We start from the raw sequence: 25,978 nt of genomic DNA on the forward strand, positions 1-25,978 counted from the left end.
TAAGCGCGCTTGACCCCTGCGTCCCCGGTCTCAGGCCGAGCGCGTCGCCAGCGCCGGCGGCACCATCGCCGCGCGCCGCGCCGGTCCGTACACCGCGAGCTGGCCGAGCAGCCACAGGCACAAGGCCCCGACCGGCAGATACCAGGCCGGCAGGCGCGGCAGTTCGTACAGCTTCATCAGGCCCAGATTGATCGCGAACGCCAGGGCCATGCCCAGGGCGATGCCGATCGTGGTCAGCAGGAAGTTCTCGGTCTGGAAATAGCGCAGGATCTGGCCGCGGGTGGCGCCGAGCGCGCGCCGCACCCCGATCTGCTTGGTGCGCTGCTGGACCCAGAAGCTGGCCAGGCCGACGATGCCGAGCGCGGTGACGATCAGCAGGGCCAGGATCACTCCCGACAGCAGCCAGGCCATGGCCCGGTCCTGGCGGTAGTACTCCTCGCGGACCTCGGCGAAGGTGTTCTCCTTCAGCACCACCCGGCCCGGACGGGTGCGCTGCAGTTCGGCGACCGCGGCCTTGAGCACTTCCGCGCGCCGGCCCGGCTCGGTGGCGATCAGATAGTTCGACCAGCTCCAGTGCGGGCGGACCGGAAAGATCATCGAGTACTGGCCGTTGCCGTAGTCGTTGGGCCGCAGCAGTTCCTCGACCACGCCGATCACGGTGATCGGATTGTTGCCCCAGCTGTAGAACTGCTTGCCGAGCGCCGTCGCCGGCGTGGCGCCCGGGAACAGGCGCTCGGCGAAGCGGCGGTTGACCACCGCCACCGGAATGCGCCCCTCGTCGAAGGACACCTCGATCGCTTCCATGTTCTGGTATTCGCTGGGCAGGAAATCGCGCCCGGCGATCAGGCGCAGGCCCATGGTCTCGATCAGATCCTCGCTGCCCAGGTAGACCGAGGCGTTGAAGCTGTTGTCCTTCTGGTCGGCGCTCATGCGCACGCCGCTGTTGGAGCTGGAGCCGCCGAGCGGAATCTGCGAGGCCGACGCGACGGAGATCACGCCGGGCACGCCGCGCAGGGACTGCACGTCCTCCTGCACCCGCGCCGAATCGTTGCGGTTCTTGCCGGGACTGACCGTCTGGATGCGCAGCAGGCGTTCCTCGGCGACCCCGGTGGGGCGGTCCATGCGCTCCAGGCGCTGCGAAATCAGGTACACCGCGTTGCAGACGATGGCGCAGGCCAGGGCGATCTCCAGCACGATCAGCGCGGCGGCGGTCTTGTGCCGGCGTAGGGTGGAAAGAATGGGGCGGATGTCCATGGATGCTCCGTCGAGGCCGCCGGACATCGCCGGCGGCGGGTCGTTTCTGGTTCGCGGCGTGCGCGTTACTGGGATTTGAGCTGGATCGCCGGAGTCACCTGGCAGGCGCGCCAGGCCGGCAACAGCCCGGCCAGCACGCTGGCGCCGATCGACAGGGCGAAGGTGGTCAGCAGCATGGTTCCGTCCAGTTGCGCCAACTGCGCGTACTGGGCCGGGTTCTGCCGCACCGCCCACAGCCCGAGCAGGGCCAGGCCCAGGCCGAGCACCGCGCCGGCCACGCCGAGCGTGCCGGCCTCGACCAGGAACTGCAGGAAGATGTCGCGGCGCGACGCGCCCAGGGCGCGGCGCACGCCGATCTCCGCCGAGCGCCGCAGGCACTTGGCCAGCAGCAGGCCGACGGTGTTGATCAGGCACACCAGCAGGAAGCCGAACGCCAGCCAGACCTGCAGGCGCACGTCGTTGGGCACCACCTTGTTGTGTTCCAGGTGCTGCATGACGTCGCGCAGGCGCGGATTGGGCGGGCGCTGGAAGCGGCCGGCCTTGCGTTGTTGTTCGGAATAGGCGCCCAGGTAGTCGCGGTAGGCGCCGGCCTGGGCCGGGTCCATCTGCGCCCAGTACTGCACCCAGGCGCAGGGCGCGGTGGAAGACAGCTGGTCGCCGCCGGAATCGGCCCAGCAGTTGCGGTTGCCGCTGTGCTCCAGGCCGATGTCGCGTGCGGTCCAGAACGGCACGAACAGTTCCTCCGGCTCGCCGTAGCGCGACAGGTTGAGGTCGTAGAAGCGCGGCACCGGGCGCCAATCGCCGAGCACGCCGACGATGCGCAGGTCGACGTTCTCCACCCGCACCGTGCGGCCGACGCTGTCGGCGCCGCCGAACAGGGTCTGATTGAGTTCGCGCGAAATCACCGCGACGCGGGCGTGACCCTCGTCTTCGGCGCGGGTCCAGCCGCGGCCGTACTGGAACGGCGTATCGAACAGATCGAAGAAGCCTTCGCTGGTGTAGCGCGCCTCGCTGATCTTCGACGACTGGCCGTCGGACGGAGTGACCACGACGTTGCCGCCGGACATCAGCGCCTGGCGCTCGGCGCGGCCTTCGCGCAGCAGGGCTTCGGCGTCGAAGCGGGTCAGCTGGTCTTCGGGCTCCTCGCCGGGCTTGAAGCCGTGCAGGTCGGCGGCATCGAGCTGGACGTAGAACAGGCGCTCGCTCTTGTTCGGTATCGGATCGCCGGACAGCACGTGGAACACGGTCAGGGTGGTCATCGACGCGCCGATGCCGAGCGCGATCGCCAGCACCATCAGCGCGGTCAGCACCCGGTTGCGCTTGAAGCTGCGCAGGGCGAGGTGGAGGTAGTAGGCGAATTGGCTGTTGCCGGACATGGCGGCGGCCTCAGGCGGACAGGGCGTCGGCGATTTCGGCCGGAGCCGGGGTGCGGATCAGGCTGGGCTCGGCCTTCAGGTCGGTGGCCATGCCGTCGACGATGTGCACGTTGCGCTGCGCGCGCGCGGCCAGCTCCGGGTCGTGGGTGACCATGACTATCGTGGTGCCGGCGGCGTTGATCTCCTCCAGCAATTCCATCACCCCGCGCGCCATTTGCGAGTCCAGGTTGCCGGTGGGTTCGTCGGCGAGCAGCAGGCGCGGCGTGCCGGCCAGGGCGCGGGCGATCGCGGCGCGCTGTTGCTGGCCGCCGGACAGCTCGGCCGGGTAGTGCTTCATGCGCGAGCCCAGGCCGACCTGGGCCAGCGCCTGCTCGATGCGCTGCTTGCGCTCGGCCGCGGGCATGCGCCGGTAGCGCAACGGCACGTCGCAGTTGTCGAACAGGTTGAGGTCGGGGATCAGGTTGAAGCTTTGGAAGATGAAGCCGATCTTCTGGTTGCGCAGCCGCGAGCGGGCGTCGTCGGACAGGCCGCGCACGTCTTCGCCGTCGAGCCGGTATTCGCCGCCGGTGAAGGTCTCCAGCAGGCCGGCGATGTTGAGGAAGGTGGTCTTGCCCGAGCCGGACGGCCCGGTCACCGCGACGAACTCGCCCTCGCCGACGTGCAGATCCAGCGAACGCAGCGCGTGCGTTTCCACGAGTTCGGTGCGGTAGACCTTGGTGACCTGGCGCATGTCGAGCATGAAGGCTATTCCTCGAAGAGATGTCTGAAACGAAAGGCGATGCTCAGCGCACCGCGAACATCGGCAGCGCCGCGGCGGCCGCGTAGTGCGCGCCGCGCAGCGGCCGGCGCGGCTCGGCGTTGGCGCTGCGCGCCGCGGCGGCGTCGCGGGCCAGGTCGAAATCGACCAGCTGATGCAGGCGCAGCGGCACCGCGTCGGCCAGCTGTTGCGGGTTCCACGCCGGGGCGGCGGGCTTGTGCATGGCGTACATGATCATTCTCCACTGATGCGGACCGCGTCCGCGTTGTCGAATTGGTCGCTGCCGGAGACCACGATGCGCTGGCCCGGCTGCAGGCCGTCGAGGATTTCCACCTGGCTCAGGCTGCTGGCGCCGGTGCGGATCGGCCGGCGCGCGGCCAGGCCGTCGTCGACCACATAGGCGTAACGGCCGCCGGACTGCTCCAGGAACGGGCCGCGCTCGACCATCAGCACGTTGCGGCGCGTGTCCAGGACGATGCGCGCGCTCATGCGCTGGTTCTGGCGCAGGCCCGAGGGTTGACGGTCGATGAAGCGCAGGCGGCTGACCACTTCGCCGCCGACCACTTCCGGCGACACCGCCGAGATCCGCGCCGGGAAGTTGTCGCCGCTGCCGCCGCCGATCTGCGCCGGCATGCCGATCGCCAACTCGCGGGCGAAGCTTTCCGGCACCTTGATCTCGACCTCGAACACGCCCAGGTCGACCACGCTGAGCACCGGCGCGTTGGCGGCGACGTTGGCGCGCTGGGCGACTTGGATCTGACCGACCTGGCCGTCGAACGGCGCGCGCAGGGTCAGCGCGTCGACCTGGCGCTGCGCCTCGGCGACGATCGCGCGCTGGCGATCGGCCAACAGGCGCTTGTTGCGTGCGTCCAGGCCGGCGCTGCGGCCCTGGCGGTCGAGATCGCCGCGTGCGTGGTCGAGGCCGATGTCGGCTTTCTTCAATTCGTCCTGGGCCTTGGCGACGTCGACCTTGGCCACCGCGCCGCCGTCGAAGGCGCGCTGGTAGCGCTCCAGGTCGCGCACCGCGGCGACGCGGTCGACCTGGGCCTGGTCGAGTTCCTTGCGTGCGGTCGAGCGGGCCAGTTCGGCGGCCAGGTCGGCGCGGCTGGCTTCGGCCTCCAGGCCGGCCAGGGTGGCCTGTTCCTGGGCCAGCTTGCTGCGCAGTTCGGGGCTGTCGATCTCGGCCAGGACCTGGCCGCGGCGGACCACGTCGCCGGCGACCACCTTGAGCTCGACCGAGCCGCCGGCGATCGCGTACAGGATCGGGCTGTTGGCGGCGATGACCCGGCCGTCGGCGGCGATGTCGCGGACCAGGTCGCCGCGCTTCACTTCGGCGAAACGCAGCCGCTCGGCCGCGATCGAACGCCCGCCCGCGCTCCAGCCCGACAGCAGCCAGGCGCCGGCGGCCAACGCCAGCACGCCGGCGCCGGCACCGAACAGCCACGGCCGGCGCCGCGCGGCGGCGGACGGGGCGACCCGGTGGTCCTGCGCAGAAGTGTCGCGGATACTCATTTCGATGCGGCTCGCGGCGGGTGTCTGGGCTTAACCCAAGCACAACCCGTGCCAACCGCAAGTCGTTGATTTGAAATGACCTGCGAGCCTGTCCGCGCGTCCGTCCGGACGCTCGCGCCGTCCGCCGGACATGTCGCAAAGCGCACTGGCTAGAATCGGCGGATCCCCCGAAGGAGTTGCCCCCAGCATGTGCGGAATCGTTGGTGCGATCGCCGATCGCGATGTGGTCCCCGTCCTCATCGACGGACTCAAACGTTTGGAATACCGCGGCTACGACTCGGCCGGCATCGCCGTGTTCGACGGCGCGCAGCTGCGTCGCGTGCGCCGCACCGGCCGCGTCGGCGAGATGGAGGCCGCGGCCCAGGCCGAAGGCTTCAGCGCCCAGGTCGGCATCGGCCACACCCGTTGGGCCACCCACGGCGGCGTGACCGAAGCCAATGCCCACCCGCACATCAGCTTCGGCGAGCTGGCGGTGGTGCACAACGGCATCATCGAAAACCACGACGAGCAGCGCGAGCGCCTGCGCGCCGCCGGCTATGCCTTCGAGTCGCAGACCGACACCGAAGTCATCGCCCACCTGATCCACCACCACCTCAAGCAGGACGGGGACCTGCTGACGGCGGTGCAGAGCACGGTGCGCGAGCTGGTCGGCGCCTACGCCATCGCCGTGGTCAGCAAGCGCGAACCCGGCCGGATGATCGCCGCGCGCATGGGCTGCCCGCTGCTGATCGGCCTGGGCGAGGGCGAGAACTTCATCGCCAGCGACGTCTCGGCGATCCTCCAGGCCACCCGACGGGTGATCTTCCTGGAAGAAGGCGACACCGCCGACCTCGGCCGCGACGCGGTGCAGGTGTTCGACGCGCAGGGGGCGCGCATCGAACGCGAAGTGCACGTGTCCGACGTCTCGCTGGCCTCGCTGGAGCTGGGCCCGTACCGCCACTTCATGCAGAAGGAAATCCACGAGCAGCCGCGCGCCATCGCCGACACCATCGAGGCGGTGATGGACAACGGCGCGTTCTCGCCGTCGCTGTTCGGGGCCCAGGCCGAGTCGGTGTTCGCCGGCATCGAGGGCGTGCAGATCCTGGCCTGCGGCACCAGCTACTACGCCGGCCTGACCGCGCGCTACTGGATCGAGGCCATCGCCGGCCTGCCGTGCCAGGTCGAGATCGCCAGCGAATACCGTTACCGCGCTGCGGTCGCGAATCCCAAGCAACTGATCGTCACCATCTCGCAGTCGGGCGAAACCCTGGACACGATGGAGGCGCTGAAGTACGCCAAGTCGCTGGGCCACGAGCGCACCCTGTCGATCTGCAACGTGCCCGAAAGCGCGATCCCGCGCGCCAGCAAGCTGGTCTACTACACCCGCGCCGGCGCCGAGATCGGCGTGGCCTCGACCAAGGCCTTCACCACCCAGCTGGTGGCGCTGTTCACCCTCACCGCGACCCTGGCCAAGCTGCAGGGCAAGCTGTCGGCCGAGCAGGAAGCCGAGTTCGTCGACGCCCTGCGCCACCTGCCGGGCAGCGTCCAGCACGCGCTCAACCTGGAGCCGCAGATCACCGCCTGGGCGGAGCGTTTCGCGCCCAAGCAGCATGCGCTGTTCCTCGGCCGCGGCGTGCACTACCCGATCGCCCTGGAAGGCGCGCTCAAGCTCAAGGAAATCTCCTACATCCACGCCGAGGCCTATCCGGCCGGCGAGCTCAAGCACGGCCCGCTGGCCCTGGTCGACGCGGCCATGCCGGTGGTGGTGATCGCGCCGAACGACAAGCTGCTGGAGAAGGTGAAGTCCAACATCCAGGAAGTGCGCGCGCGCGGCGGCGAGATGTTCGTGTTCGCCGACCTCGACAGCCACTTCGGCGAGTCCGAGGCGGTGCACGTGATCCGCACCCCGCGCCATGTCGGCGTGCTGTCGCCGGTGGTGCATGCGATCCCGGTGCAGTTGTTGGCCTACCACGCCGCGCTGGCGCGCGGCACCGACGTGGACAAGCCGCGCAACCTGGCCAAGGCGGTGACGGTGGAGTAAGCCGCCGCTGTTTCGCCGCCGCGCCCGCCGCGCGGCGGCGACAGCTGCGACAGTGGCCGGCGGCGCGACCGCCGCCGGTCCGGCGCGTTGGATCCGCGCGTGCGGTTTGGCGAGTAGGGTTTCGCGAGTACGGTTCCGATCGATAACCTGATCTGCGCGCTCGGCGCTCCGCCGACGCGGACCTCCCGTCCGGCCCGCAAGCCGGAGCAACAAGGCGGCGCGCAACGCCGCCGTTCGGCCCAGCCCCACGGCGCACCGGCCGTCGCCCAGCGCCCTCATCCGAGTCCCGCGCTGCCATGACGATCGACCTCGAACGCTCCATCTCCCGCTCCGGCCCGAGCGCGGCCGCCGCGGAACCATCCGCCGCTTACCGCAACGACCGCGCCCACGTCATCCATTCCTGGTCGGCGCAGGCCGGCCTGGACCCGGTCGTCGTCGCCGGCGCCAGCGGCTCGCATTTCTGGGACGAGAGCGGACGGCGCTGGCTGGATTTCTCCAGCCAGTTGGTCAACGTCAACCTGGGCCACCAACACCCCAAGCTGGTCGCCGCGATCCAGGCCCAGGCCGCGCGCCTGTGCACGGTCGCGCCCTACCACGCCAACGAGGCCACCGCCGAAGCGGCGCGGCTGATCGCCCAGGCCGCGCCCGGCGATCTGAACAAGGTTTTCTTCACCAACGGCGGCGCCGAGGCGGTCGAGAACGCGGTGCGCATCGCCCGCCATCACACCGGCCGGCTCAAGGTGTTGTCGGCCTACCGCAGCTACCACGGCGCCACCGCCGGGGCGATCTCGCTGACCGGCGACCCGCGCCGCTGGGGCGCCGAACCGGGCATGCCGGGCACGGTGCGGTTCTGGGGGCCGTATCCGTACCGCTCCGCCTTCCATGCCGATTCGCCGGCGCAGGAATGCGAACGCGCGCTGGCCCACCTGGCCGATACCTTGATGGTCGAAGGGCCGCACACCGTCGCCGCGGTGCTGCTGGAATCGGTGGTCGGCGGCAACGGCATCCTGGTGCCGCCGGACGGTTATCTGCAGGGCGTGCGCGAGCTGTGCGACCGCCACGGCATCGTCATGATCGCCGACGAGGTCATGGCCGGCTTCGGCCGTTGCGGCGAATGGTTCGCGATCGACCATTGGGGCGTGGTGCCGGACCTGATCACCTTCGCCAAGGGCGTCAACTGCGGCTACGTGCCGTTGGGCGGGGTGATCCTCAGCGAATCCATCGCCAGCACCTTCGACGACCGCCCCTTCCCCGGCGGCCTGACCTATTCCGGCCATCCGCTGGCCTGCGCCGCGGCGGTGGCCTGCCTGAACGTGTACCGCGAGGACGGCATCATCGAGCGCGCCCGCCGCCTCGGCGAGCGGATCGTCCGGCCTGCGCTGGAAGAACTGCAGCGCAGGCACCCCAGCGTCGGCGAAGTGCGCGGCCTGGGCATGTTCTGGGCGATCGAACTGGTGCGCGACCGCGACAGCCGCGAGCCGCTGGTGCCTTACAACGCGGCCGGCGCCGACAACCGGCCGATGGCCGAGTTCGCCGCGGCCTGCAAACAGCGCGGCCTATGGCCGTTCGTGCACTTCAACCGGGTGCATGTGGCGCCGCCGCTGACCATCGACGAGGCCGACCTGCGCAGCGGGCTGGCGATCATCGACGACGCCTTGCAGGCGGCCGATCGCCACGCGGCGGGCTAACCTGCCGCGCCGGCGAACGCGAAAAGCCCCGGCCTGGGCCGGGGCTCGGGTATCCGCGTCTCAGGCCGCGGCCGCTTTCTCCGCCAACGCGTCCAGGCCGAAGATGTCCTTGGTGCTGTCGGAGAAGATCACCGAAAACACTTCGTCGTGGTTGCGGAAGGCCTTGAACTCCAGGCAGTTGCCGCTGGGGTCGCTGAGGAACATGGTGGCGTGCTCGCCCGGCAGTTCGCGCATGCGTACGTGCGGCGGGTCGATGAAGCCGTAGTCGCGCGCCTTGATCCGTTCGGCCAGCCCGCTCCAGTCGCGCCAGTTGAGGTTCATGCCGAAGTGCGGCACCCGCACGGTCTCGCCGTAGAAGGCCGAGCCGAACGAATGGTCCGCGTCGTCGCCGGTCTGCGGGGTCTGGTGGATCACCAGGTGGTGGCCGTAGAAATCCAGGTCGATCAGATTGCGGGTCGAGCGGCCCTGCTTGGCGCCGAGCACCTCGCAGTAGAACCGGCGCGCTTGCTGCAGGTCGTGCACGCCGATCGCCAGGTGGAACTGATGGATGGCGTCGTCGCGGTGGCCGGCCGCCGGGCCCAGCACCAGTTCGGCGACCGCGGCGCGCTCGCCGGCGGGCGCATCGTCGGCCTTGCTCGCCTCGTCCAGGATGTTGCTCCAGAACGACGACCACGCCGCCATGCTGTCGCAGAAACCCTGCTGCAAGGCCTCGACGCTGCCGCTGTCCATGCCGGCGATCTCGTCGCCGATCAGCTTGCGCAGCTGCTCGCGGTGGGCGATGTCGTGCTCGCCGACATGCAGATCCCAGAACGTCCAGGCGATCCGGTCGTGGTTGCGCTGGATATAGGGATTGCGGATCAGGTGCTGATACAGCCGCGCCAGGTAAATCTGGCAGACGCACTCGCCGCCCATGCCGCGCAGGCCGATGCCGTAGGCCGGGCTGCAGGCAGGGTCGATCAGGCGCGCGCGGGCCTGGTCCAGCAGTTGGATATTGCCGGCCAGCGCCATCGTCTGCGGCGAGGGCTGGGCGACGTCCAGGCTGGCGAGAAACCCGTCGTACAGTTCCGGGTGCGCCTGGGCCGGGTCGCCGCCGCCGAGCTCGTCGAGCAGGATGTCGGCGAGGAAGCTGCGCATCCGGCCGGGTTGCAGCCGGGCGACCAGCAGCGCGATATCGGTGATGTAGTAGCTGGTGAAGTAGCGGTACTGCAGCAGCAGCGAATGCAGACGCTGCGGGCTGGCGGTTTCCACGAAGGCGAACATGGCCTGCGCGCGCTCGACGGTCTGGCGTTGCAGCTCGTCGGCCAGGGCCCAGAACCGATCGATATCCACCTGGTTGGAGCAACACGGCTGTGATGGCGAAACAGTCTTCATGTTGGTCATCCGTCCTCTAGCTTCGAAGGTGAGTGACGTCGCCCGGAGCGGGATTGCGCCCGCGGCCGGGCTGTGCCGAAAGCCCCTGGTCGAACACGTGGCGGCGGCGGGGCGGACCGCACCCGTTCTTTTCCGTAATGCGTCCCGGCGGCGCCAGTGACAGGGCGCTGGAACGGCGATGACGGCCCGGGCGAAACCCCACGGGCGTGTCGCGCAGCCAGCGCGCCGGCCGGCCGCGACCGGCGCATCTGCGGCGAGCGCAGGATCGGCGGACGATGCGGCGCACAGCCTCTCCGGAGCGGGTCGCGCCGGTTGCGACCCGAGCCCGGATGCCGTCCCTGGTCGGCTACGGATGGGACGTCGTTGCACTCGGCGCTGCTGCTGTCGCCCGCGGCAAACGTTCGCGTCGATCGGAGCGTCGATCGGAGCGGCCGGCCGTCGGGCCAGCATCCACACTCGCCCGCGCCGACACCGTGATTCGCGGCTCCGAATTACAAGTCGTCGGGTCGGGCCGCGGGACCAGGATCCGGCGCGAGATCCGCATTCATACGGCAGCGCAAGCCCGCAACGGCGGCATGCGGATGTACAACCGGTTGCGGAATCGGACGCTGCGCCGCGAAGGGTCTGGGATCGCCCGAGACAGGAGCTGGGCTCTCCGAAAAGCGCGGCAGCTTGGGGCCGGCTGGATGGCCGCCGCTTGCCGGGTAAGGTCGAGCCGGGCAGGTGGCCCCGTCGCATGTCGAATCCACGGCCGGCCGTTCGTCGCCAGGGTGAAAGGCGGCCAGTTCTTCCGATCGAGCCGCACCAAGACCCAGCCAGGAGCACTCGCCATGAGCATCGTCATCACCGCCTTCGAACGCTCGCCCGACGGCGGCCAGGTCCTGGCGCGCGATACCCGCGTACGCTGGGCGCTGGAAGAAGTCGGCCGGCCCTACGCAGTGCGCCTGCTGTCGTTCACGGCGATGAAGCAGCCCGCGCACCTGCGCCTGCATCCCTTCGGCCAGATTCCCACGTTCGAGGAGGGCGGTCTGGTCCTGTTCGAAACCGGCGCGATCGTGTTGCATCTGGCGCAGAACCGCCCCGGCCTGCTGCCGGATGAGGCCAATGCGCGCGACCGCGCCATCGCCTGGATGTTCGCCGCGCTCAACACGGTCGAGCCGCCGATCCTCGACCTGGCGGTGGCCAAGATCCAGGAAGGCGATCGGCCGTGGGCGCAAGAACGCCTGCCGCTGGTCGCCGATCGCATCCGCCAACGACTGACCCAGCTGGCAGAGCGACTGGATGGCGAGGAATGGCTCGATGGCGGTTTCAGCGCCGGCGATCTGATGATGGTGTCGGTGTTGCTGAGGCTCAGGCCGTCGGGCCTGCTCGCCGAGTATCCGTCGCTGGCCGCCTATGTCGCCCGCGGCGAAGCGCGGCCGGCCTATCGGCGCGCCTTCGCCGCTCAGTGGGCGGTCAACGCCGGCCCGCCGAAAGCGGGCTGATCCTCATGCCCGCCGCGTAGCGCAGGGGCTCAGACGCCGGCCTCGCGCCCGGCCAAGTATTCTCTCGCATAGTCGACGACGTCCGCAGGCGCGTCCGGGTGATCGAGGATTTCGCCCACGACTTCGTCCAGCGTCCGGCCTGCGATCGGTGCGGCGCCGACGTTGTGCAGACGCAAGACCATCCGGGTATTGAACTCGCCAGGTTTGCGGCGCACCGATGCCAGCAGTTCCGGCTCGTAGCCTCGGCATTTTTCCAGCGCATGCAGCAGACTCCAGAACAGGCCGTAGGCGTCGTCCTCGGGAAAGCGCTCGAATACGCCGAATGAGGCGCGGAACTCGTCCTGCCCGCACGTCGAAGGGTCGATCTTGCCGATGGCCTCGGACAGAGCGTCGAGGTGCTCCTCGCTATCGGGGTCGGTGAAGCTCTGCAGCAATTCGATCAGCTATGGCGACATGGCATGGGGCTCGATGCTCGACTCAGGCCGAGTGGGGAAGCGGTCGCGGCTCGGATGAACCAGGCGCGGAACGATAGCCTGTCATGTTCCATGCGCCCGGCCAAGACGGGCTCGATCGAAGAAGCCTGCCGCAATAGGCGTCCCTGCGTCCGCCGGTTCCGGCAGGGGCGAGTCGTGAGCCAATGCAACGCGATCGGGCGGCCGCGGGGGCCGGGTGCAGTCGTCCGGCCTCGGCTTCGGCGACGACCGCCGGCAAGACTCGCTGCGTTGGACGGCCTGCCGCTCTTGAAGGCCGCGCAGGTTCGTCGCCGACGACAAGCGAGCGCGAGTGGCCTTGGCATTCGCGGTTCCGCGTAACAGGGGAGACGAGGCGCGCGACGGCCGTGGCGGCACGGGCGACGGCGGCCTGAGGGAGGGCGAGATGACGGACGAATCGACCACGCAAGCGGCGCCCGGCCGCGTCTTTGCGACCCAGTGCGACCTGGTCATGAAGGGCGGCATCACCAGCGGCATCGTCTACCCCCTGGCGGTGGTGGAGATCGCCAAGGCCTTCACCTTGCGCAGCATCGGCGGAACCAGCGCCGGCGCGATCGCTGCGGCGGCCGCGGCGGCGGCGGAGCTGGGGCGGCAGCGCTGGAACAACGACGCGGGATTCCAGGCCCTGGCTAAACTGCCCGAGCACCTGGTGAGCAAGCCCGTCGGCGGGCGCGGCACCAAGCTGTTGGCGTTCTTCAAGCCGGCGCCGAAGCTTCGGCCTTTGTTCGACGTGTTCCTGGGCGTAATGGGCGAGCGTACCGGCTGGCGTCGCGCCGGCGCCGGCGCGAAAGCGCTGTTCGCCCACTTCGCTCCGGCCATCGTGCTCGGGGCGGCGATAGGCAGCGTGCCGCTGGGCTGGGCGGTGGCGCGCAGCGGCGCCGTGTTGGTATGGCCCTGGGTGCTCGCCGGTGCGCTGACCGGCGCGGTACTGGTCGCGCTGGCCCATGCGCTGTGGCTGCTGTTTCGCGAGTTGCCGAACAATCGTTTCGGCGCCTGCACCGGCATGCCGGCTGCGGACGATCGGGCGCCGGAAGAGGCGCTGACCGTGTGGCTGGCGGACTATCTGGATGCGCTATGCGGTCAGCGCGACGCGCAAGCCGGCGAGGACGACGAAGTGGATCGGGCCAAGCCGCTCACGTTCGGCGACCTGCGCAAGCACGGCATCGATCTGCAGATGATGACTACCTGCCTGACCCTGGGCCGGCCGTTCCGGCTCCCGTTCCGCGACGATGAGCAGGTGCGGGAGAACAAACAGTTCTTCTACAAGGAGTCGGACTTCCGCGAGTTGTTCCCGCCGCGGGTGAATGCCTGGATGCACGCGCGCGAACGGCCGGCGTCGGCGGACGCCGGCTCGGCTTCTGAGGACCTGGACCTGAGCGGATTCCGCCGCTTGCCTGCGCCCGACGACCTGCCGGTGGTCGTGGCGGTCCGCATGAGCCTGAGTTTCCCGTTGCTGCTCAGCGCGATACCGCTGCATGCGGTGGACTTCAACCGCCGCCCGCGCAAGCGGTCCGCGACGCATGCGGCGCAGCGCGGCGAACCGCGGCGCAAGCTGGAACCGTGCTGGTTCACCGATGGCGGCGTGGGCTCCAATTTCCCGATCCATTTCTTTGATAGTTCGCTGCCGTGCCGGCCGACGTTCGGCCTCGACCTGGGGCAGGCGGAGGAGGGAGAGCCCGAGCGGGTGCGTTTTCCGAAGAAGAACGGCGACGCCCGGCTGACCTGGTGGCATCGGTTCGAGGGCGGAGGATTCGCCAGGCTGGCGGGATTCCTCGGTACGGTGGTCCATGTGGCGAAGGATTGGAACCACGAAACGCTTTCGCATCTTCCCGGCTTCCGCGACCGCATCGGCCTGATCCTGCTGACCAAACGCGAAGGCGGCTTGAACCTGTCGATGGACTCGGAACTAATCAAGGTCCTGACCGAGTATGGACGCATCGCCGGCCTGAACTTCGTCGAGCGCTTCGGCAACCCGGACCTGTGGACCGATGTGACCGATCCCTCCAGCATGAACTGGGGCAATCACCAGATCATCCGCCTGCGCTTGCTGCTCGCCGGCATGAGCGAGCTGCTCGGTTCGCTGGAGGGCGCGTGCGGAAAATTGCAGGGCACCGACGCGAACTTCGACCGCTTCTTCGAGCCGTCTGCGCACGCGTGCAGCTACAGCTTCGAAGGACTGGACAATCTGGACGCCGATCCGCAGGGCCTCTACTACACCCAGGCCGGACTGGCGTTGGAGGCGTTCAAGCGCCTGCGGGCGCTGGCCAAGCTGATCGATGCGTCCAACCAGGCGCGGCCGAGCACGCGATTGGAGCGCGAGGCGCCCAGGCCGACGCCCGAACTGAAGACGCGTCCGCGGATCTGAGCGGCCGGCGCACCGGTCGGGCCATCGCGGTTCGCGCGCCGCGAGATCGCAACCCACTGGCCGCGTACGCCCGACAACACGGTGGAGAGCGATGGCAGGAGCGCGATCGCGCCTAGGTTAGGCTTGAAGCCGGGACCAAGTCCGAGCCCGAGATGGGCGCCGTTAGCGCCCAGCGAATTCGATGATGACGTTTCCCAACGGAAACTCATTGGCTCGCTCCTGCCAACTGCCGTCCGGAAGCTTCATTCGAAATCGGTCGATGACGTAGGGCAGGCCTTCGCTCGCCAGAATGCCGGGGCCATCGGTCACCTGGAAATGGAGGTGCGGCTCGCGCGCATCTCCCGAATTTCCGACTGCCGCAATCGCTTCGCCCAGGCGCACTCGATCGCCCGTCTTGACGCGTACGCTGCCCGGTTTCAGATGAGCGTAGTAGGCGAACTGCCCCCGGCCCAGGTCGAGCACCACCGAATTCCCGGCGACCGTCTCCATCGTCACCGGAACCGCCGTTTCGAAGCCCGCCGGCGTACGTGGAATATTATCTGGCAAGTCGTTCCTGACCTGCACGACCGTCGCATCCGCCACCGCGCGAACGTCGGCGCCGTACGCATGATAGGAGCGCACGTCCCGCGGGTCGCCGGAGAAAAAGGCGCCGTCCTTGCGGCGCTTCCAGTCGATGGCGTATCGGCGCGAGATCTGCCCGAGTCCGCCGGCGACGATGAGGCCCGATCGGTGATGCGCGCCGACGCTCAAGCCGCTCACGGCTGCCCAGTCCGAGCCCGACAGCGGCGCGGCCAGGATCTTGAGTTCGCCTGGCTTCATGTCGACGATCGGTCCGTCGGCCGCGGCATCGTCGAGCAGCACCCGATGCGTCAGCTTTCCGGGCGGCGACCGGTCGTCGAAGGCGAGACACAGGAAGGCCACGGCCAGGCGACCGGGGCCCAAGGTCGGCGCTTCATCGAGCTCGCCGCCACCCACGAGCATGAGCTTGCCCTTGAGTCGCTCGCCTGAGAGAGAAACGAGGGGGGCGTCCATGGCGCGGGTTCCATCGAGAACCTGGATAGCGCGCAACGGCAAGGGGCTGTCCGAGAAGTTCTGCAGGTGCAGCTCGTAGATCATCATCGAATGGCCGTTCGCGGCGAATGCGGTGGGCGCGATCGGTGTGCGGAGCTCAAGCTGCACCGGCGGGAACGACGGGCCTCGAGCGGCCGGTGCGGGCATCGTCTCCTGTTCCGATCGGACGTAATCGCATCCGCCTGGAAGAGGCAGGTCGTTGGTTTGCGCCGCGAATGCCGGCGCGCCTCCCAACAGCACAAGCCCCAATGCGGCGGCGCGCAACCATGATGTCGACACTCTGGATTCCCTCCCGGAACGTTTGGCGAGGCGAAGTCTAGCCGAGTCGGCAACTGCATCGCTCTGACGGAGCCGGGAGGTCGCCAGCGGATCGAACAGGTCACGGGTCGTATCTGGGCCCGTTGGCGCTCGATGCGTGGAGTGCGCAGTTCGATTCGCATCGTAAAACGGTCGTGCCGCTGTCCGCTTCCTGCCGGAGACCGGCATCGCCAAGGACGCCGCTTTCCGACGATGCAGTTCGATGAGCGGCCAAACGCAGACGCTCGGCCGTGGGTGCTAAGCTCCGAAACCGGGCGGCGCCCGGAAACCGCCTAGCTCTCGTGCGATCAGCCGGGCCACTTCGATGGTGGTCCGGTCGCCGTACTCCGGGCCGATGATCTGCAGGCCGATGGGAAGCCCGGCGCTCGACAATCCGCAGGGAAACGCGGTGCTCGGCAGGTACGCGGCGGTCGCAAGGCCGACCCAGAAGTAATGCTCGTAGTGCAAGGTCCGTGCCGTGTCGACGGCGAGGACCCGCTCAAGCTTGGGCCGATGATCGTGTTCGTAGGCCGTGGTGGCGGAGACCGGGCATATCAGCACATCCCAATCGTCGAAAAAGGCGCGCCAGCGTAGTCGGTGCCGGGTGCGCGCTTCATCGTGATCGGCCCAGCTTCGATGATCCAGTACGCGCGCCCGCATCAGCACCGCCAACGGCGACTCATCGTCCGCATCGAGTTCCGCCGCCTCCTTGCGGATGAGGGAGTAGTACTCATCGGAAAGCTTGGCGAGTCCCGCCGATGCCAACAGGCTCAGGTAGGTGTCGTACGACTCTCGTGGATCGAACCCGGGCCGCGCCAGATCGGAGACCGCCGCGCCGGCCCGGGCAAGCATCTCCCCGACTTCCTGCACCCGATCCGATATCTCGACGGAGGTGGCGACGAAGTCCTCCTGCGGCCAGATCGCCACGCGCAGGCCCCGCAAGGTGCGGGCCCTCGGTTCTGGAAGTTCCAGCTTCCAGCCCGACGACCGGAACCGATCGGGACCGGCTACGACCTCCAGGGCCAGCGCCAAGTCTTCGGCGCATCTTCCCATCGGCCCGACGACATTCAGGTCCGGCGCGGATACGACGCCCAGAGGATTGTGGCCAAGCGTCGGAACGATCGCATAAGTGGGTTTGTGCCCATACACGCCGCAGAAGTGAGCCGGATTCCGGATCGATCCGCCGATATCGGAAGCGAATTCCAGACCGGTCAAGCCGGCCGCCAGCGCGGCGGCCGAGCCGCCGGACGATCCGCCCGGCGATCTGCGCGTATCCCAGGGATTGTGGGTCGTTCCGTAAATATCGTTATAGCTCTGCCAGTCGCCGAGCCGCAGCGGGACGTTGGTTTTTCCCAGGACATGGGCGCCGGCCGCTTTCAGGCGCTCGACCACCGTCGCGTCGTGCCGGGCGAGGTGGTCCCGATGCTCCGGCACGCCCCAGGTCGTGGGCAATCCGGACACGTCGAAGGACTCCTTGATCGTCATCGGGACGCCGTGCAGCGGCCCCGATCGGTGTCCACGGGCGAGGGACTGATCGGACGATTTCGCCGCTTCCAGCGCGCGTTCGAAATCCCTCACCACCACCGCATTCAAGGCTTTATCGAGCCGTTCGATGCGCTCGATGTAGTACCGGGTAAGTTCGAGCGAGCTGACTTGTTTTCGCCGAATCAGTCGCGCCAGATCGGTCGCCGACGAAAAAGCCGGCTCTTGCGATGAGAAGCCAGTGCGCGCAGACGCAATGGGGGAGTCGCAGGACGGAACCGCAGCGCCGTCTGGCGCCCCAGGAAAATCAGGCCCGGAAATCGGGTTCATAATGCCCTGTGTGTAGGTCGGTGGACTGCGGCCAAGGGTGTTTTCGCCCCTGGTGCTTGCCGGCTTGTCCCGCGATGCCGGAATTCTAGCGGAAACGCAAGTGGCCGCAACGAGTCGCGCCGCGTCTCCGATTTGCTCGGCCAGGAGAGCCCGATCGATGCCTTCGCCAGGCGTCGGTCACGGCAATTCCCCGCGTAATGGGCCGAAGTTTCCGGCCCGAAGCGGATTCTCGCCGGCCATCGGCGTTATTGCTTGACAGGCCGATGGCTATGGCCGGACCCTGCGCGGCATGAATATCGATATCGAGAAGCTCAGCCTGCCGGAACTGAATTCCCTTCTGGCAGCCGCGGAGCGGCGCAGGAAGCTGTTATCCAGCCGTCGCCCTGTCGCCTTGGTTCGTCGGAAGGCGATCGCGCTCGCCGCGCAGCACGGCTACACGATCGAAGAACTCTATGGGGACCCGCCGGCGGCCGAGGTCTCGCGCAAGAAGCGGGCCCCGCGGAGAAAGGCGGGCAAGAAGGCGAGCAAGGTCGCCGCCAAGTACCGCGACCCGGACAACAAGCGCAATACCTGGTCGGGTCGTGGGCGGATGCCGCGCTGGCTGGCTCAGAAGACCAAGCACGGCCGTAGCGTCACCGATTTCCTGATCCCCGGCCTGGCCAAACCGACCGCACGCAAGAACAGTCCGATCGGCCGGCGTACGCTGGTCAAGAAGAGCTGACGCCGCATCCCCGCTGCGCGAAGCGGCTCGCGCGGGCTCCATTCGGGCTCTTATGCCCCATCAGTCCCGGCGATAGTCGTCCAGGTAGACCGGCGGCAGCCCGCGCGCGTGTCGCATCCACTCGTCCACGGCCGGCCGCCTCAACAGGCGCGAAGCCCACTCGACACTCAAAGGATAGGCGCTCAGATCCGGCGCGTGCGCCAGCAAGCGGACGACCGTCGGCACGAAGGCCAGGTCGGCCAGGGACAGTTCTGCGCACAGCCACGGCCCGCCATTGCGTTGGAGCGCGCCCTCCCAGGCGGCGGCGATGCGCTCGGTCTCGGCTTGCTCGTTTTCTGTCATCGCGCGGCGGTCCGGATAGAACGCGCTTTCGAACGACAGCCGCGCACACAGACCCGACAGCCCGGCGTGCTGCCATGACACTAAGGAGCGTGCGGTAGCGCGGGCCGCTAGGTCGCGCGGGAGCAGGGCCCCGCCGGAAAGATCGTTGGCGTATTCCATGATCGCCAAGGAGTCGTAGACGACATGGTCGCCTTCGACCAGGACCGGGACCGCGCCGGGCGGCGAGAACGCCCGGATGCGCGCGAGATTGTCGTAGCGCTGAGGCACGCGGATATCGACGATGCGTTCCTCGAAATCGACCTGCGCCTCCCTGAGTGCGAGCCACGCCCGAAACGCCCAGCTCGAGGCATTGCGCGTGCCTGAATACAGGATTCGACTCACCTTTTCCTCCAGATGGCTGGTCGCGCAGGGCAAGCCCCCCGCGGGATACGGTTCACGGCGCGGATTGTGGCACGCGAAGCCGCGCGCCCAAGGTCGGCATGAGGATAGCGTCGTGCAGTACCGGCAGCAGGTAGAGCAGCCCCGGTGCCATCGCGTCGCGCTTGATCATTTGTCTCTCCCCGAGGTCCGGACAGGCTAGTGAACGAAATGCTGCGTGCTCATGCGCTGGTCGTCAGGAGCCCGATAAGCAGCGAGGCGAACCCACGCGGAAGCGGCCGACCGACAGCTCAACCCACCACGGAAGGATCCGCCGTCTCGATCACCAGTGGGGCATCGGCCGCGGCGTCTGGCACGCGCCAGACCCGCGCCTGCGCACCGACGCCGGGCACCTGCGTTTGCAACAGGCATTCGCGCGAGTTGTCCGGATTCCAGTGGGCTTGCAGCGCAAGGCCATCGGCGAGCCGCACCAGCAGGACGAAGGACGACACCGAGCCGTCTTCGGCGAGCACCCAGCACCGGCCGGTCACCTGGCCGGCGGTCGCGACCGCGGTAGGGCCGATTTCGCGCCACAGCGCTTCGAGACGGCGTTCGAGCGTCGCCTGTCGGATCGAGCCGGCCAGGATCGCCCACAGCGCGAGCACGAGGCAGGCGAGCAGGACGGTGAAGATCAGGTTGAACCACCAACCGGGAGTTTCGTCGGTCCAGAGTTGGACGATGGCCCAGGCGGCGCCGGCGCTGGCGACGAGGTTCAAGAACGCGAACCCGGTGCGTCCCGCGGTGCCCATGCGGCGCGGGAAGCGCAACGACTCAGGTGGCGGTGCGGACGGCGGCGCGGCGGCGTCCAGCCGCGGCACGAGGTGGACGACGTGGCCGTCCTGGTCGTCCTGCGTCCGATGCGTCGACATGCGCGCATGGTAGCGGGCGGGGTTGGGGCGGCCAAGCGCCTCGGGCACCGCCGACGAGGCGTCGGCGGGGGCGGCGGGGCGTTGCTGCAGGTCGGGATAGCGCGCCGGGCGCAGCGCCCGGCCGGCTGGGCCCACCGTCCCGGCGCGACGCAGGCACGGTTGGCCGCCTCGGTCGGGGCTTTGCGCGTCGGGATGGCCGGCGCCGCGGTATACCGGTCCGGCGCGCCCGCCGGCGCTGGCATGATGGGCGTTGATCGCCCGTATGGCATGGGTGCCGCCGATCCGATGAACGCCTCCGCCGACGATTTGGACCGCCGCAACGACGAGCCGCCGTTCTGGCTGCCCTTGCTCGCGGCGCTGCCGCTGGCGGCCTGCCTGCTGCTGAGCGCGGTGCCGATCCTGGGCCAGGGGGCGGCGAGCGCGTCGCGCACCATGTACCTGTGGGCGTTCGTGCTCTGGCTGTTGCCGTTGACGGCCTTGCAGCGGGCGTTGCGGCAGCGCTGGTCGCTGGCGACGACGGCGGCGGTGCTGCTGCCGGCGACTTTCCTGATGGCCTGGGCCAGCCGTTGGTTGTTGCTGTTGCCGCCGTTGCTTGCGCGCGGATCGCTGCCGCCGCACTTCGATTGGGCGATGAGCTTGCGCGGCCTGGAAGGCACCTGGCTCAGCCTGGTCGCCGCCTGCGCGATCCATGCGGTGGTCGCCTACGCCGTGCAGCTGCGCCGCGAGCGCGAGCGGGTGGCGCAGGCGCAGGCCTGGGCGCGCGATGCGGAGCTGACCGCGCTGCGCTATCAGTTGCAACCGCATTTCCTGTTCAACACCCTCAATGCGGTCTCGGCCCTGATCGGCGAAGGGCAGGGCGGGCAGGCGCAGCGGATGCTGGCGCGCCTGAGCGAGTTCTTGCGCGCCACCCTCGACGGCGGGCGCGGGCACGAGGTCAGCCTGGCCGAGGAGTTGGCCTTGACCGAGGCCTATCTGGAAATCGAGCAGGCCCGCCTGGGCGAACGGCTGCGATTGCGCTGGCAGATCGGCGCCGGCGTGCTGTCGGCGCGAGTGCCGTATCTGCTGCTGCAGCCGCTGGTCGAGAACGCGGTCCGCCACGGCATCGCCCGGCGCAGCGCGCCGGGTCGGATCGACCTGGACATCGCCGCCGATGGCGATGCCTTGCGGATCGAGATCGTCAACGATCCGGCCACGACTCCGGCCACGACTGCGGATGGCGATGCCGATCCGGCGCCGGCGGGCGGCACGATCGGCTTGCGCAACGTGCGCGAGCGCTTGCAGGCGCTGTATCCGCAGCGGCATGCGTTCGAAGCCGGCATCGACGGCGACGGCCGCTACCGGGTGCGCCTGCGCCTGCCGCTGCAGCCGGTTCTGGCCGCGGCCGACACGCAGGAGGCGCGCTGATGCGGGTGGCGGTGATCGACGACGAACCGTTGGCGCGGCGCGGAGTGATCCAGCGCCTGGCGCGCCACCCCGACCTGATGCTCGCCGGCGAGTACGCCGACGCCGAATCGGCGTGCGCCGGGCTGCCGGTCGCGCCGGTCGACCTGGCCTTCGTCGACGTGCAGATGCCGGGCCGGAACGGCCTGGAATGGCTGGCCGCGTTGGCGCCGGCGCAGCGGCCGCTGGCGATCCTGCTGACCGCGCATGCGCAGTACGCGGTGCAGGCCTTCGCCTTGGAGGCGGTCGACTATCTGCTCAAACCGATCGACGATGCGCGCTTCGACGAGGCGGTGGAGCGCGCGCGCCGGCGCCGCCGCGAGCGCGAAGGCGCCGGCGCCGCTGCGCCGGCCGTCGCGCCGCTGCGTCGGTTCGCGGTGCGGGTCGGCCGGCGCGCGGTGTACGTCGAGGCCGACCGGGTCGAATGGATCCAGGCCGACGGCGACTACGCTCTGCTGCACATCGGCGGGCGCAGTCATCTGTTGCGCGAACCCTTGCATCGGCTGGCCGAGCGCCTGGACCCGCGGCGCTACGTGCGCGTGCACCGCTCGGCGATCGTGCGCGTGGACTGCGTGGCCGAACTGCAGGCGCTGCCCAACCGCGACGCGATCGCACGCCTGCACGACGGCACGCCGTTGCGGGTCAGCCGCACCTACATCGACGCCTTGTTGGCCCGCTTGCGCGACGGCGCCGGCACCGGTTGAGCGGCTGGGCCGGGACGGGTCCACCGGTTCGCCTCAGCGCGCGCACGGTCCATCCCAAATGCGGTGCGGCCGCGAACGCCGGCTCCTACAGTGAAGGCCAGCCTTCCACGGAGCTCCACCGGCATGATCCGCCTGCGCCGCAACCGCCGTTCCCTGGCCGCCTGCCTGCTGGCCGCGACGCTGTCCGCCGTCGTGTCGCCCGTTTGGGCCGACTGCGGCCGGGCGCCCACCGACCCCGCCGCGGTCACCGCCCAGTCCCTGCTCGACGCGCTGGTCGGTCTCAACGGCGTGCCCGGCATGGGCGCGGCGGTGTGGCGCGACGGTGAGTTGGCGTGGACCGGCTGCGCCGGCTGGCGCGATCTCCAGGCCCAGCAGCCGGTGCGCGCCGACACCGTGTTCCGTTTCGCCAGCGTGTCCAAGGCGATCGCCGCGACCGCGGCGGCGAAACTGGCCGAACAGGGCAAGCTCGACCTGGACGCGCCGTTGCAGGCGCGGCTGCCGTGGCTGCCCGCCGCTTGGGCGCCGATGACTCTGCGCCAGGTCGCGGCGCACGTGGCCGGGCTGCCGCACTACCAGGCCGGCGACCAAGGCATCGGCCGCGACGGTCGCCGTTACGCCAGCCAGCGCGAGGCGGTCGGCGTGTTCGCCGGGCGAGCGCTGTTGAGCGCGCCCGGCAGCCGGTACCACTATTCCTCCTATGGCTACACCCTGGTCGGTGCGGCGGTCGAAGACGCCGCCGGCGAACCGTTTCTGGATTACCTCGGCCGCGCGATCGTGCCCGGCCTGAGCATCGACGCCGAGCAGGGCGGCCGCGGCGAACGCGAATCGCAGTTGTACGAACTCGAAGGCGGCGCGGCGCACCGGGTCGAACGGCCGCGCAATCACAGCTACTCCTGGGGCGGCGGCGGCCTCGCCGGCACGCCCGAATCGCTGGCCCGTTTCGGCGGCCGGCTGATGAGCGGGCAGATCCTCGAGCCGGCCAGCTTCGCCGCCCTGCAGCAGCCGCTGCGATTCGACGACGGCCGGCCGGTGCGCGAGCGCGACTACCGGCTCGGCCTGGGCTGGCGTCTGGGCACGGACCTGGACGGCGCGCGCATCGTCCACCACGCCGGGATCACCGAAGGCGCGCGCGCGGCCTTGGTGCTGTGGCCGCAGCGCGCGATCGCCGCCAGCGTGGCCTCGAACGCGGAATGGGTATCGTCGATCGAATCCACGACGATGATGCTGGCGGCGCCGTTTCAGCCGCTGCCCGCGGGCTTGCCGACGGCGGCGTGTCCGCTGGCCCAGCGCCGCTACCGCGGCCGCCTGGGCGAGCAGGCGCTCGGCGGCGCGATCCGCTTCCGTCTCGAACGCGGACGCTGCGTCGGCGAGTTGGAGGCCGATGCGGTCCTGCGCGCTCATTTCGCCAAGGCGTCGGCGTGGACTCGACCGCGCCTGCAGGCGATCGCGCTCGATGCCGGCGGCGGGCTGGCGCGCGCCGCGCTGGTCACGCCGTTCGGCCTGTACGACCTGCGCGCGCAAGGCGACGGCCGCTACCTGGCGCAGTTGAGCGGCGACAAGCTGCTGGAGTTGCGGCTGTGAGCGCGCGTGTGGCGATGCGGCGGGCGCTGGCCGCGCTGAGCGCCGCTCAGACCTGTGCCGGCCACTCGGCGATCAGGAAATCGATCAGCGCGCGCACTCGCGAGGACACGTGGCGCGCGCTGGGGTAGACCAGCGAGAACGGACGCGAGCGGCCGGCGTAGTCGCCCAGCACTGCCTGCAGCCGGCCCTGGGCGAGATCGTCGGCGACGATGAAGCGATAGGTCTGCAGCAGCCCGGCGCCGGCGCGCGCCAGCGTCGCCGGGCCGAGGAAGTCGTCGCTGCATTGCAGGCCGCCGCGGGTATCGAGGTCCAGGTCGCGGCCGTCGCGGCGGAATTGCCAGGGCACGGCCTGGCCGCTGCTGGGCAGAACGAATTGCAGGCAGTCGTGCGCGGCCAGGTCTTCCAGCGTGCGCGGGACGCCGGCGCGCTGCAGATAGTCCGGCGCGGCCACCACCACCAGCGCGGCGTCGAACAGCTTGCGCACGATCAGGCCCGAATCCGGCGGCGTGCGGCCGCGCACCGCCAGGTCGAAGCCGTCGGCGGTGAAATCGATGTTGCGATTGCTCAGCTGGATGTCCAGCGTCACCTCCGGGTAAGCGCGGCGGAATCGCGCCAGCGCCGGCAGCAGCAAGTGATGCGCGACCGGCGTCGGCAGGCTGAGCCGGACCTTGCCGGCCGGTGCGCGCTGCTGGCCGCTGACTTCGCGCTCGGCTTCGGCGAGTTGGTTCAGGCCCAGCCGGCAATGGGCGAGATAGCGACGGCCGGCGTCGGTCAGGCGCACCCGGCGCGTGCTGCGCACGAACAGCTGCACGCCCAGGCGCGCTTCCAGCCGCGCCACCGCGCGGCTGACCGCGGCCGGGGTCAGGCCGGCCTGCTGGGCCGCGGCGGTGAAGCTTTCGGCTTCGGCGCAGAGGCAGAACAGCTCGATGCTGCCGAGCATGAGGGCGTCGAACTGTCGGCTCATGGTTTACGCCATGTAACTTATGAATTGATTCCGGACGCGTTTATACGCTTGCGGCGCATCAATAGCATGCCGGCTGTCGTTCCCCGCCCACAAGGAAGCCCGCATGAAGCTCTATTACTCGCCCGGCGCCTGCTCGCTGGCCAGCCATATCCTGCTGCGCGAAACCGGCGCCGAATTCGCGCTGGAGCGCGTCGACACCGCCCGCCATGCCACCGAAGCCGGCGCCGACTATTACGCGATCAACCCCAAGGGCCAGGTGCCGCTGCTGGAGCTGGCCGACGGCCAACGCCTCAGCGAGGGCCCGGTCATCGGCCAGTACCTCAGCGAGCGCGCCGGCGCGCAGTCGCTGCTGCCGCGCGAAGGGCTGGCGCGCTACCGGGTGCTGGAATGGCAGAACTACGTCGCCACCGAACTGCACAAGTCGTTCACCCCGCTGTTCCGCACCGATCTCGATGCCGCCGCCAGGCAGCCTCTGCGCGCCAGCCTGCGGGCCAAGTTCGAATGGCTGGACAGCCGGCTCGATGGCGAGCATCTGACCGGCGCGGCGTTCACCGTCGCCGACGCCTATCTGTTCGCGGTCGCGCGCTGGGCGCCGCACGTGGCGCTCGACCTGAGCGACCTGCCGCGCTTGCAGGCCTTCCTGGCCCGGGTCGCGCAACGCCCGGCGGTGGCCGCGGCCTTGCGCGCCGAAGGCCTGCTGTCGGCCTGACGGAGAGCCTCGATGCCCTACATCCTGATCCAGGTCACCCGCGACGGCCTCGATGCGCCGCGCAAGGCCGAGCTGATCCGCCGCGCCACCCAGATGGTGGTCGAGGTGCTCGACAAGGACCCGGCCACCACCTTCGTCGTGATCGACGAGGTCGAAGCCGAGAACTGGGGCGTGGCCGGGCGGCCGGTCGCGGCCTTGCGCGCCGAACGCGCGGCGACGGCTGGAGAGCGCTGACATGTCGCCCGCACAGATCCAGGCTGAACGCGCCGCGTTGAGCGCGGCGATGCAGGACTACTTCGATGGCCTGTACCACAGCGACAGCGCGCGCCTGCGCCGGGTGCTGCATCCGCGCGCGTTGTACGCCACCGCCAGCGGCGGCGAACTGCTGGCCCGCAGCATGGACGAGTACTGGCCGGTGATCGATGCGCGGCCCGCGCCGGCGGGCAAGGGCGAGCCGCGCGAGGACCGCATCGTCTCGATCGAACTGTTCGGCCCGGTCACCGCCCTGGTCCGCGCCGAATGCACGCTGCGACCGCGGCGCTTCATCGATCTGTTGACCTGGCTCAAGCTCGATGGGCGCTGGTGGATCGTGTCCAAGGTGTTCCACTACGACGAAATCGTCGTCGCTGCGAATCCGCCGCAACAAACTTCATTGCGGCCGGCTTCATAGCAGGCGGCTTCATAACAGCCGGCCCCGCCGGGTTCGCAATGACGAGAACGGCCCGGCCGTTCG

Annotated in this window: 23 protein-coding genes; 11 read left to right on the forward strand and 12 right to left on the reverse strand. The window is 69.5% G+C overall.

Annotated elements, in window-relative coordinates; genetic code table 11:
- Positions 1–30: 30 nt before the first annotated feature.
- The 5 genes from K4L06_RS09905 to K4L06_RS09925 all read right to left on the reverse strand — a co-directional run bounded on the left by K4L06_RS09905 (position 31) and on the right by K4L06_RS09925 (position 4,899).
- The gene (locus K4L06_RS09905; RefSeq protein WP_221671232.1) at positions 31–1,254 is read right to left on the reverse strand and encodes an FtsX-like permease family protein; all 1,224 of its coding nucleotides are present in this window, start codon (positions 1,252–1,254) and stop codon (positions 31–33) included.
- Positions 1,255–1,319: 65 nt separating this feature from the next.
- Positions 1,320–2,630 carry an ABC transporter permease gene (locus K4L06_RS09910; protein WP_221671233.1) on the reverse strand — a complete coding sequence of 437 codons (1,311 nt, stop codon included), beginning with the start codon at positions 2,628–2,630 and terminating at the stop codon, positions 1,320–1,322.
- Positions 2,631–2,640: 10 nt separating this feature from the next.
- On the reverse strand, positions 2,641–3,369 hold the full coding sequence (locus K4L06_RS09915) for an ABC transporter ATP-binding protein (protein WP_221671234.1): 729 nt from the start codon (positions 3,367–3,369) through the stop codon (positions 2,641–2,643).
- 43 nt (positions 3,370–3,412) lie between these two features.
- On the reverse strand, positions 3,413–3,619 hold the full coding sequence (locus tag K4L06_RS09920; protein ID WP_221671235.1) for a hypothetical protein: 207 nt from the start codon (positions 3,617–3,619) through the stop codon (positions 3,413–3,415).
- Between the two features lie 2 nt (positions 3,620–3,621).
- On the reverse strand, positions 3,622–4,899 hold the full coding sequence (locus K4L06_RS09925) for an efflux RND transporter periplasmic adaptor subunit (RefSeq protein WP_221671236.1): 1,278 nt from the start codon (positions 4,897–4,899) through the stop codon (positions 3,622–3,624).
- Between the two features lie 187 nt (positions 4,900–5,086).
- Here K4L06_RS09925 and glmS point away from each other — a divergent pair, with 187 nt between their 5' ends.
- Entirely contained in the window at positions 5,087–6,919 is a 1,833-nt protein-coding gene (gene glmS, locus K4L06_RS09930) for a glutamine--fructose-6-phosphate transaminase (isomerizing) (protein ID WP_221671237.1), read from the forward strand.
- A 296-nt stretch (positions 6,920–7,215) separates the two neighbouring features.
- A complete protein-coding gene (locus K4L06_RS09935; RefSeq protein WP_221671238.1) occupies positions 7,216–8,607 on the forward strand; it encodes an aspartate aminotransferase family protein in 1,392 nt (463 codons plus the stop codon).
- Between the two features lie 60 nt (positions 8,608–8,667).
- Here K4L06_RS09935 and K4L06_RS09940 read toward each other — a convergent pair whose 3' ends face one another.
- On the reverse strand, positions 8,668–9,978 hold the full coding sequence (locus tag K4L06_RS09940) for an iron-containing redox enzyme family protein (RefSeq protein ID WP_221671239.1): 1,311 nt from the start codon (positions 9,976–9,978) through the stop codon (positions 8,668–8,670).
- Positions 9,979–10,808: 830 nt separating this feature from the next.
- Here K4L06_RS09940 and K4L06_RS09945 point away from each other — a divergent pair.
- On the forward strand, positions 10,809–11,462 hold the full coding sequence (locus tag K4L06_RS09945; RefSeq protein WP_221671240.1) for a glutathione S-transferase family protein: 654 nt from the start codon (positions 10,809–10,811) through the stop codon (positions 11,460–11,462).
- A 29-nt stretch (positions 11,463–11,491) separates the two neighbouring features.
- Here K4L06_RS09945 and K4L06_RS09950 read toward each other — a convergent pair whose 3' ends face one another.
- On the reverse strand, positions 11,492–11,896 hold the full coding sequence (locus tag K4L06_RS09950) for a hypothetical protein (protein ID WP_221671241.1): 405 nt from the start codon (positions 11,894–11,896) through the stop codon (positions 11,492–11,494).
- A gap of 349 nt (positions 11,897–12,245) precedes the next feature.
- On the opposite strand from K4L06_RS09950, the gene K4L06_RS09955 reads away from it, so the two are divergent.
- Positions 12,246–14,318 (forward strand): patatin-like phospholipase family protein, encoded by a 2,073-nt coding sequence (locus tag K4L06_RS09955; RefSeq protein ID WP_221671242.1) that lies wholly within the window; start codon positions 12,246–12,248, stop codon positions 14,316–14,318.
- Positions 14,319–14,480: 162 nt separating this feature from the next.
- Here the strand turns inward: K4L06_RS09955 and K4L06_RS09960 are convergent, their stop codons facing one another.
- Complete coding sequence (locus K4L06_RS09960) at positions 14,481–15,536, reverse strand: M23 family metallopeptidase (protein WP_221671243.1); 1,056 nt, start codon at positions 15,534–15,536, stop codon at positions 14,481–14,483.
- A 408-nt stretch (positions 15,537–15,944) separates the two neighbouring features.
- A complete protein-coding gene (locus K4L06_RS09965) occupies positions 15,945–17,498 on the reverse strand; it encodes an amidase (protein WP_221671244.1) in 1,554 nt (517 codons plus the stop codon).
- A gap of 289 nt (positions 17,499–17,787) precedes the next feature.
- Between K4L06_RS09965 and K4L06_RS09970 the strand changes: the two genes are divergently transcribed.
- Positions 17,788–18,219 carry an H-NS histone family protein gene (locus K4L06_RS09970; protein ID WP_221671245.1) on the forward strand — a complete coding sequence of 144 codons (432 nt, stop codon included), beginning with the start codon at positions 17,788–17,790 and terminating at the stop codon, positions 18,217–18,219.
- Between the two features lie 60 nt (positions 18,220–18,279).
- Here K4L06_RS09970 and K4L06_RS09975 read toward each other — a convergent pair whose 3' ends face one another.
- The gene (locus K4L06_RS09975) at positions 18,280–18,942 is read right to left on the reverse strand and encodes a glutathione S-transferase family protein (protein ID WP_221671246.1); all 663 of its coding nucleotides are present in this window, start codon (positions 18,940–18,942) and stop codon (positions 18,280–18,282) included.
- A gap of 287 nt (positions 18,943–19,229) precedes the next feature.
- Positions 19,230–19,982: a hypothetical protein gene (locus tag K4L06_RS09980; RefSeq protein ID WP_221671247.1), complete on the reverse strand. Its 753-nt coding sequence runs from the start codon at positions 19,980–19,982 to the stop codon at positions 19,230–19,232.
- Positions 19,983–20,132: 150 nt separating this feature from the next.
- Here K4L06_RS09980 and K4L06_RS09985 point away from each other — a divergent pair, with 150 nt between their 5' ends.
- The 3 genes from K4L06_RS09985 (at position 20,133) to K4L06_RS09995 (ending at position 23,572) form a co-directional block, all read left to right on the forward strand.
- A complete protein-coding gene (locus K4L06_RS09985) occupies positions 20,133–21,251 on the forward strand; it encodes a histidine kinase (protein ID WP_221671248.1) in 1,119 nt (372 codons plus the stop codon).
- Entirely contained in the window at positions 21,251–21,991 is a 741-nt protein-coding gene (locus K4L06_RS09990) for a LytTR family DNA-binding domain-containing protein (RefSeq protein WP_221671249.1), read from the forward strand. Before K4L06_RS09985 ends, K4L06_RS09990 begins: the two co-directional genes overlap by 1 nt.
- Positions 21,992–22,114: 123 nt before the next feature.
- Complete coding sequence (locus K4L06_RS09995) at positions 22,115–23,572, forward strand: serine hydrolase domain-containing protein (RefSeq protein WP_221671250.1); 1,458 nt, start codon at positions 22,115–22,117, stop codon at positions 23,570–23,572.
- Positions 23,573–23,618: 46 nt separating this feature from the next.
- Here the strand turns inward: K4L06_RS09995 and K4L06_RS10000 are convergent, their stop codons facing one another.
- On the reverse strand, positions 23,619–24,536 hold the full coding sequence (locus K4L06_RS10000) for a LysR family transcriptional regulator (RefSeq protein WP_221671251.1): 918 nt from the start codon (positions 24,534–24,536) through the stop codon (positions 23,619–23,621).
- 103 nt (positions 24,537–24,639) lie between these two features.
- Here K4L06_RS10000 and gstA point away from each other — a divergent pair, with 103 nt between their 5' ends.
- Genes gstA through K4L06_RS10015 form a run of 3 tightly spaced genes read left to right on the forward strand, consistent with a single transcriptional unit; the run spans position 24,640 to position 25,915 of the window.
- Positions 24,640–25,245 carry a glutathione transferase GstA gene (gstA, locus tag K4L06_RS10005; protein ID WP_221671252.1) on the forward strand — a complete coding sequence of 202 codons (606 nt, stop codon included), beginning with the start codon at positions 24,640–24,642 and terminating at the stop codon, positions 25,243–25,245.
- A gap of 12 nt (positions 25,246–25,257) precedes the next feature.
- Positions 25,258–25,479 (forward strand): 4-oxalocrotonate tautomerase family protein, encoded by a 222-nt coding sequence (locus K4L06_RS10010; RefSeq protein WP_221671253.1) that lies wholly within the window; start codon positions 25,258–25,260, stop codon positions 25,477–25,479.
- Position 25,480: 1 nt separating this feature from the next.
- Positions 25,481–25,915, forward strand: a complete 435-nt coding sequence (locus tag K4L06_RS10015; protein ID WP_221671254.1) for a nuclear transport factor 2 family protein — start codon at positions 25,481–25,483, stop codon at positions 25,913–25,915.
- Positions 25,916–25,978 lie beyond the last annotated feature (63 nt).

The organism is Lysobacter sp. BMK333-48F3 (assembly GCF_019733395.1).
Classification (GTDB): Bacteria; Pseudomonadota; Gammaproteobacteria; order Xanthomonadales; family Xanthomonadaceae; genus Lysobacter.